This window comes from Streptomyces sp. P5F9, assembly GCF_057961495.1.
Map to the genome: position 1 here is coordinate 1 of NZ_JBXVPZ010000500.1, position 6,687 is coordinate 6,687.

Below are 6,687 nucleotides of genomic sequence, written 5' to 3' on the forward strand. Positions count from 1 at the left end.
GTCCCCACCACCGCCGCGCAGTTCCGGCCCACCCCCGCCAGCTCCAGGCTGTCCTCGATCTGGCCGCAGGACCGTTCCAGCGTGGTGACGACGCCGTAGCGGCGGCCCAGGAGGCAGGCCAGGTGGGCGGCCGCCTCGGTGATGTCGACGACCGGTACGTCCACCAACTCCCGGACGCCTTCCCGCCCGTGCTCCCCGAAGCCGGCCATGACGACGGCGTCGTACGCAGGGCCCTCGTACGTCCGGAGGAGGTCCATGACGGCCGCCGCCGAGAGGTAGCTGTCGAGCCAGCCCTCCGCGGACTCGGGGCCCCACGCGGGGGTCAGGCCGGTCACGGTGGTGCCCGGGCCTGCTGCGGCCCGGGCACCTCGTACGATCTCCTCGGTCATCTCCTGCGTGGTGTTGCAGTTGGTGACGACGATGCGCACTCCGCTCAGACCTCCACCGGTTCGAGGGCGGGCTCGGTGGCGGCTCGGTCGGTGCGGCAGATCATTACGTACAGGCCCGCGCCCAGTGCCGTACCGATGAACCACGAGTACGGGGCCACATCGCTGAACGTCTTCACCAGGGCCAGTACCGCCGCGACCGCCGCCGAGGGCAGGAACGCCCACAGGGCCTTGGGGTTGACGCCCTTCCGGTAGTAGTAGCGGGAGCCGGGGGTCGCGTCGAACAACTCCTGTACGTCGACCCGGCCGCGCTTCACCCAGTAGTAGTCGACCATGATCACGCCGAACAGCGGGCCAAGGAAGGCGCCGAGGCCGCCGAGGAAGTAGTTGACGACGGTCGGGTTGGAGAAGAGGTTCCACGGGGTCACGACCAGCGCGGCCACCGTGCTGATCATGCCGCCGATCTTGAAGGTGATCTTCTGCGGCCAGACGTTGGCGAGGTCGTACGCCGGTGAGACGAAGTTGGCGACGATGTTGACGCCCATGGTGGCGACGGCGAACGTGAACGCGCCCAGCACCATCACCCAGGTGTTGCCGACCTTGGCGACCAACTCCGCCGGATCCGTGATGGCCTGGCCCCAGACCTCCAGCGAACCGGCCGTCACGATCACCGAAACGACCACGAACGCCGTGGAGTTGATGGGCAGGCCCCAGAAGTTGCCGCGGCGGACGGTCTTGTAGTCCGGCGCGAAGCGGGAGAAGTCGCAGAAGTTGAGCATCAGCGTGCCGTACGTCGCGAGGATCAGCCCGATCGCGCCGAACCACTGCCGCCACTGCTCGCCGAACGAGACCGGGTGCGGGGTCGAGGTGAGGGAGATCGACCAACCGGCCTTCGCCAGCACCCAGATGGCCAGCGCGATCATCACCAGCCAGATCGCGGGGCCGCAGAAGTCCTGGAACTTCCGTACGGATTCCATGCCCTGACTGATGATCACCGCCTGGATCAGCCACAGCGACACGAAGGAGACCCAGCCGAGGGCGTCAAGTCCCAGGAAGGAGTGGTGAGTCCAGGATTCCAGGCCCGGCCACGCGGCCAGCAGCATCACGTTGACGGCGACGGACGCGAGGTAGGTCTGGATGCCGTACCACATGATGGCGATCACGGCCCGGATGAGGGCCGGGATGTTGGCGCCCCACACGCCGAAACTGATGCGGCTGACAACCGGGAACGGGACGCCGTGCGCCTGCCCGATCCTCCCCATCCAGTTCATGCCGACGTAGATGAGCACGAAGCCGACGAGCAGGGAGGTGAAGACCTGCCAGACGTTCATGCCGAGGACCAACAGGCCTGCGGCGAACGTGTAGTTGCCGAGGTTGTGGACGTCGGACATCCACATGGCGAAGAGGTCGAAGACCTTCCAGTTCCGCTTGTCGGCGGGAGCGAGGTCTTCGTTGGTGAGCCGGGGGTCGGGGACGAACGCTGGTGTGCCGGTGGCTTCGGCACTGTCGGCGAGGGACACGGGGCCTCCAGGGCGAGGGGACGGGAGGGACGAGAGGGACGAGAGGGACGAGAGGGATGGGCAGGACGGCTTCCGGTGTCGTTTGGTATACCAAACTGCCGTCATAGTCCTCCCGTCAACCGTTCCGACCGATGTCTCCGTTGTTAACGCTCCGTAAAAGACCCTCCGAGTCGGCGAAGATAAATCCATGAGCTCCACGACAGAGAAGATCGAACCCCTCGGAGCGGTGCGCGAGCGCGTCCTGGCCACGCTGCGGCAGGACGTCATCGCCGGTCGCCTCCGTCCCGGCGACCGGCTGGTCGAGCGCGAGCTGGCCGAGCGGTTCGGCGTCTCCCGGGTGCCGGTCCGCGAGGCGATCCGCGCGCTGGTCGCCGAAGGGTTCGTCCACTTCGAGACCCCGCGCCGCACGGTCGTACGCCGTCTCACCCCGAACGACGTGCGGGAGCTCTTCGAACTGCGCGAGGCCCTGGAGGTCTACGCGGCCGGGCTCGCCGCGTCCCGCGCGACACCGGAGGAACTGGCCGAGGTGGAGGAACTCCTCGACCGCGCGGCCGCCGCGACCGAGGCCGGGGACGCCGAGGTGATCACCGACATCAACAGCCGCCTGCACGACAGCATCGTGGCGATAGCGGGCAACACGCTGCTGACCGCCGCCCTGGAACCGGTCGCCGGCCGGCTGCGCTGGATGACCCGACGGAACGAGGAGTGGCCTCAACTCCTCGTGGAACACCGTGAGTTGTACGAGGCGATCGCATCCGGCGACCCGGCCCGCGCCCGCGCGCACGCACTGGCCCACGTGCGGACCAACTATCGTTCCACGGTCCGGCATCTGTTCGGGGACGACCCGCAGCCGTAAGCAGAGGGAGCGAACGTGGTCAGCAGACGTGGCTTGTTGAGCGGAGCCGCGCTCGTGGGCGTCGGTGCGATGGCGGGCGTGGCGCAGGGGGCGGGAGTGGCCGTGGCGGACGTGGCACTGGACACCCCGTTCACACCGGTCGGCACGCCGCATCTGGCACAGGCCGAGCAACTGGTGGGATATCAGCGGCTGTTGGCGGCCGGGTATCTGACAGGCGGACTGGTGGGCCACTGGGCACTGGACGGCTCGGGCACCGACCGTTCCGGCCGCGAACACCCCGTCACGCCGGGCTCCGGCGCGACCTGGACGGCGCTGCGGGCGGGCGGCGAGCTGAGTCTCGACGGGACGTCCGGGGCGTATGCCGCCACTGGCTCCGTCCTGGACACGACACTCCCCTTCACCGTCTCGGCGTGGGTCCGCCTGGCGAGCGACGCCGACCCGGCGACCATGTACACGGCGGTGAGCCAGGACGGCGCGACGACCAGCCGCTTCCTCCTCCAGTACGACAACACCGTCTCCACCTGGGCCTTCAAGGTCCGCAGCGAGGACCAGGCGACCAAGGTGTCCGCCGTCGCCGCATCACCGGCCGGTCTCGGTATCTGGACCCACCTGGCCGGCGTCTGGGACGGCACGCAGATCCGGCTGTACGTCGACGGGCAGCCGCAGGGCAGCGCCGCGACCACCCTGTCCTGGGCCGCGCCCGGCGGCTTCTCCATCGGCCGGGCCCGCTTCGACGGCGCGCCCGTCAACCGGTTCAAGGGCGCGATCGACGACGTACGAGCGTACGCCCGTGCCCTGACCGCCGACGAGATCGCCCTGGTCAGCGGCCGCACGGCCCGCCTGAACAACGTCTATCGGACGGACCCGGGCGCCACCCTCACCTGGGGCACGCCCGACGACCCGGCGAGCTGGGTGGCCCGCGCCCGCTGCGCGTCCTTCGTCACCGGCGTCCTCAAGCACACCTACGGCTGGGCGAGCGACGACTACTTCCTCCAGTACTTCCAGGAGAAGGTCCCGGAGGCCGCCGACTACTGCGCCGCCTTCCTGAACGGCACCGCCGGCCCCCGCTTCCAGCGCGTCCGCAAGGTCGCCGATCTGCAACCAGGCGACATCATCGCCGTCGACTACAAAGGCAGCGACCCCGACAACACCGGCCACATCGTCATGGTCCGCGAGGTCAAGGGCGTCTTCAGCGGCACCGCCGACTTCACCGGCGAGACGCAGTACGCCGTCGAGATCGTCGACTGCACCTCCGACCCGCACGGCGTCTACGCCCTGACCAACTACCCCAAGTACCCGGACACCCGCATGGTCGGCAACGTCACCGGCGAGAACCTCCAGGGCGTCGGCATCGGCCACATGATGTTCTACGCCTCCGACACCACGGGCGAGTTCTCGTGGTACCGGTGGAGCGTCAACTCGTCGAAGAGCACCGGGACTTACGACGTGACGACACGACCGTTGGCCGCGGCGCGAGTCGGCTGACCAACTGGGCTAGCCGTGTCCGCAAAGTCCCGTCGTCCGCCCGGAGAGCAGGCGGGACTTTTCGGACACGGCCTAGCGGCGGGCGTACTTGTCCGTCGCCGCCACCAGCGCCTGCGCGACACCGGGCGCGCTCGCGTTGTGCCCGGCCTCGTCCACGATCACCAACTCGCTGCCGGGCCAGGCGTGATGGAGCCGCCAGGCGACACCGAGGAGGTTGCCGAGGTCGAGGCTGCCCTGGACGAGGGTGCCGGGGATGTCCTTGAGGAGGGGCGCGTCCCGCAGGACGACGCCCTCCTCATTTCCCTCTCCCAGGAAATGGTCGCTGCCGAAGTAGTGCGTGACGGTCCGCGCGAAGCACATCCTGAACTTCGGGTCCTCGTACCGCTTTTCGGAGCGCGGCGGCGCCGGGACGATCGCCGTCTCCCAGTCCGTCCAGGCGCGTGCGGCCCGCTCCCGCACCGCCCGGTCGGGCGACTCGATGAGCCGGTTGTAGGCGGCGGCGAGGTTCCCTTCGCGCTCCTCGGCGGGGAGTCCGGAGACGAACGCCTCGAAGGCCTCCGGGAAGAGCTTCCCAAGTCCCCTGGTCAGCAAGGCGACTTCGGGATCGGACCCGGTGGCGACACAGGTCAGCACCAGCTCCGACACCACACCCGGATGCGTCTGCGCGTACCGCAGCCCGAGCACCGACCCCCACGACGCGCCCCACACCAGCCACCGCTCGATCCCCAACTCCCGCCGCAGCAGCTCCAGATCGGCGATGAGGTGGGCCGTCGTGTTCACGCTCATGTCGGTGTCGTACGCGCTCGCGTGCGGCCTGGAACGTCCGCAGCCGCGCTGGTCGAGCAGCACGATCCGGTAGACGGCGGGGTCGAAGTAACGCCGGGGGTAAGGGGAACAACCCGACCCCGGGCCGCCGTGCAGCACGACGGCGGGCTTGCCGTGCGGGTTGCCGCAGGTCTCCCAGTAGACGTGATTGCCGTCGCCGACGTCGAGCATGCCGTGGTCGTACGGTTCGATCTCCGGATACAGGCCCATCCTGCGACCCTAACCTCGCTACGGCCCCGGCGTCCCTGGCCTCGCTACGGCCCCGGCGTCCCTGGCCTCGCTACGGCGCGGTCGGCAGCCCCGCCGCCCCGGCTGCCGTGCGCAGGATGTCCCGCAGCATCGCGGAGGTGAGTTTGCCGGTGAAGGTGTTGCGCTGGCTGACGTGGAAGCAGCCGAAGAGGTCGAGGCCGTCGAGGGAGACCTGGGTCCCGTGCCCGAACGCGGGCCGAGGGCGCGGGACTTGCCAGCCCGCCGCCCCGAACGCGGGCAGCGCCGCCTGCCAGCCGAAGGCGCCGAGGACGACCGCGGCCCTCAACGTCGGCCGCAGCAAGGTGAGTTCCTCGACGAGCCAGGAACGGCAGGTGTCGCGTTCCTCGGGGGTGGGCTTGTTGGCGGGCGGGGCGCAGCGCACCGGTGAGGTGATGCGCACGCCGTACAGCTCCAGGCCGTCGTCGGCGCTCACGGCGGTCGGCTGCGAGGCGAGGCCAATGTCGTAGAGGGCCTCGTACAGGACGTCCCCGGAACGGTCGCCGGTGAACATGCGGCCGGTGCGGTTGGCGCCGTGCGCGGCCGGGGCGAGGCCGGTGATCAGGAGCGAGGCGTCGGCGGGGCCGAAGCCGGGTACCGGGCGGCCCCAGTACGTCCAGTCGGCGAAGGCGGCGCGTTTGGTGCGGGCGACCTCCTCGCGCCAGGCGACCAGGCGGGGGCAGGCCCGGCAGCCGGTGATCCGGTGATCGAGGTCGGACAGGTTCACCCCCTCACCGTAAGGGCTCAGGTGAGGACCGCGCCGAACGCCACGAACCCGCAGATCATCAGGAACAGCAGCGCCGGCAACGGCCATACGAACCGCAGGTACTTGTCATAGCCGACCTTCGCCAGCGCCACCCCGCCGACAAGGGGCGCGAGCCGCGAGGAACCTCTCCCTCAGGTCGGCGACCGAAACCCGCCGGAGCCGCCCACCCCTGGGTACTAAAGTCGAGGCATGGCTTCAGAGGGCGCGGATGAGATCCACGGCGACCAAGAAACCGGCGCGACCACGACGAGCCGGAACACCGACGCGCCGCGGAGCCCTGCCGCTGAGGCGCCGACCGACGCCGTGGCCGCCGCCAAGGCCGCCAGTCCAGTCAATGGTGAGAGCGTCCGCGTCGACAGTTGGATCTGGTCCGTCCGCCTGGTCAAGACCCGTTCCATGGGCGCCGCCGCCTGCAAGGGCGGCCACGTCCGTGTCAACGGTGAGCGGGTGAAGCCCGCCCACGCCGTCCACGTCGGCGACGAGGTGCGCCTCCGGCACGAGGGCCACGAGCGTGTCGTCATCGTGAAGCAGGTCATCCGCAAACGGGTCGGCCCCCCGGTCGCCGTCCAGTGCTACGTGGACAACTCCCCGCCGCCCCCGCCC

General features: G+C 69.7%; 7 protein-coding genes. 3 read left to right on the forward strand and 4 right to left on the reverse strand.

From position 1 onward, the window contains the following. Both AC31A1_RS43690 and AC31A1_RS43695 read right to left on the reverse strand, forming a co-directional pair. Positions 1 to 428, reverse strand: a 428-nt coding sequence (locus tag AC31A1_RS43690) for an aspartate/glutamate racemase family protein (RefSeq protein WP_489658637.1), incomplete at its 3' end; no start/stop codon positions are given. A gap of 5 nt (positions 429 to 433) precedes the next feature. After that, complete coding sequence (locus tag AC31A1_RS43695) at positions 434 to 1,906, reverse strand: NCS1 family nucleobase:cation symporter-1 (protein WP_489658638.1); 1,473 nt, start codon at positions 1,904 to 1,906, stop codon at positions 434 to 436. 187 nt (positions 1,907 to 2,093) lie between these two features. On the opposite strand from AC31A1_RS43695, the gene AC31A1_RS43700 reads away from it, so the two are divergent. After that, positions 2,094 to 2,762 carry a GntR family transcriptional regulator gene (locus tag AC31A1_RS43700; RefSeq protein ID WP_489658639.1) on the forward strand — a complete coding sequence of 223 codons (669 nt, stop codon included), beginning with the start codon at positions 2,094 to 2,096 and terminating at the stop codon, positions 2,760 to 2,762. Positions 2,763 to 2,777: 15 nt separating this feature from the next. After that, entirely contained in the window at positions 2,778 to 4,247 is a 1,470-nt protein-coding gene (locus AC31A1_RS43705; protein ID WP_489658640.1) for a LamG domain-containing protein, read from the forward strand. 72 nt (positions 4,248 to 4,319) lie between these two features. Here AC31A1_RS43705 and pip read toward each other — a convergent pair whose 3' ends face one another. Beyond that, positions 4,320 to 5,282 carry a prolyl aminopeptidase gene (pip, locus tag AC31A1_RS43710; RefSeq protein WP_489658641.1) on the reverse strand — a complete coding sequence of 321 codons (963 nt, stop codon included), beginning with the start codon at positions 5,280 to 5,282 and terminating at the stop codon, positions 4,320 to 4,322. A gap of 70 nt (positions 5,283 to 5,352) precedes the next feature. Further along, a complete protein-coding gene (locus AC31A1_RS43715; protein ID WP_489658642.1) occupies positions 5,353 to 6,045 on the reverse strand; it encodes a uracil-DNA glycosylase in 693 nt (230 codons plus the stop codon). A gap of 228 nt (positions 6,046 to 6,273) precedes the next feature. On the opposite strand from AC31A1_RS43715, the gene AC31A1_RS43720 reads away from it, so the two are divergent. After that, positions 6,274 to 6,687: RNA-binding S4 domain-containing protein (locus tag AC31A1_RS43720; protein ID WP_489658643.1), on the forward strand; the 414-nt coding region annotated here is incomplete at its 3' end.